This is a genomic window from Flavobacterium cupreum (assembly GCF_003996965.1).
GTDB lineage: Bacteria > Bacteroidota > Bacteroidia > Flavobacteriales > Flavobacteriaceae > Flavobacterium > Flavobacterium cupreum.
On the sequence record NZ_QWDM01000221.1, the window covers coordinates 1 to 294 of the forward strand.

Genomic DNA, 294 nt, shown 5'->3' on the forward strand with positions numbered 1-294 from the left:
TGGATCGACTGGGCCGGGGCCGACCTCGAACTGGGCCACTACGTGGCGCGCCTGGTCGGGCTGCGCAAGCGCCTGCCGGCGCTGCGCCGCGCGACCTGGCAGTGCCCGATCGCCTGGACCCGCTTCGACGGCGCGCCGCTCGACGGCGCCGACTGGCACAGCGGCGCCCAGCGCAGCATCGCCATTTTGCTCGGCGCCGGCCTTGAGTCCTGCTTGTTGCTGGTCAACGCCACCGCGCACGCGGTCGCCTTCACGCTGCCGCCCGGCGCCTGGCAGCTGCTGCTCGACAGCGCC

General features: G+C 74.5%; 1 protein-coding gene. It reads left to right on the plus strand.

All coding sequences use genetic code 11. The features are described from left to right. Positions 1-294: hypothetical protein (locus tag D0817_RS27235; RefSeq protein WP_202866549.1), on the plus strand; the 294-nt coding region annotated here is incomplete at both ends.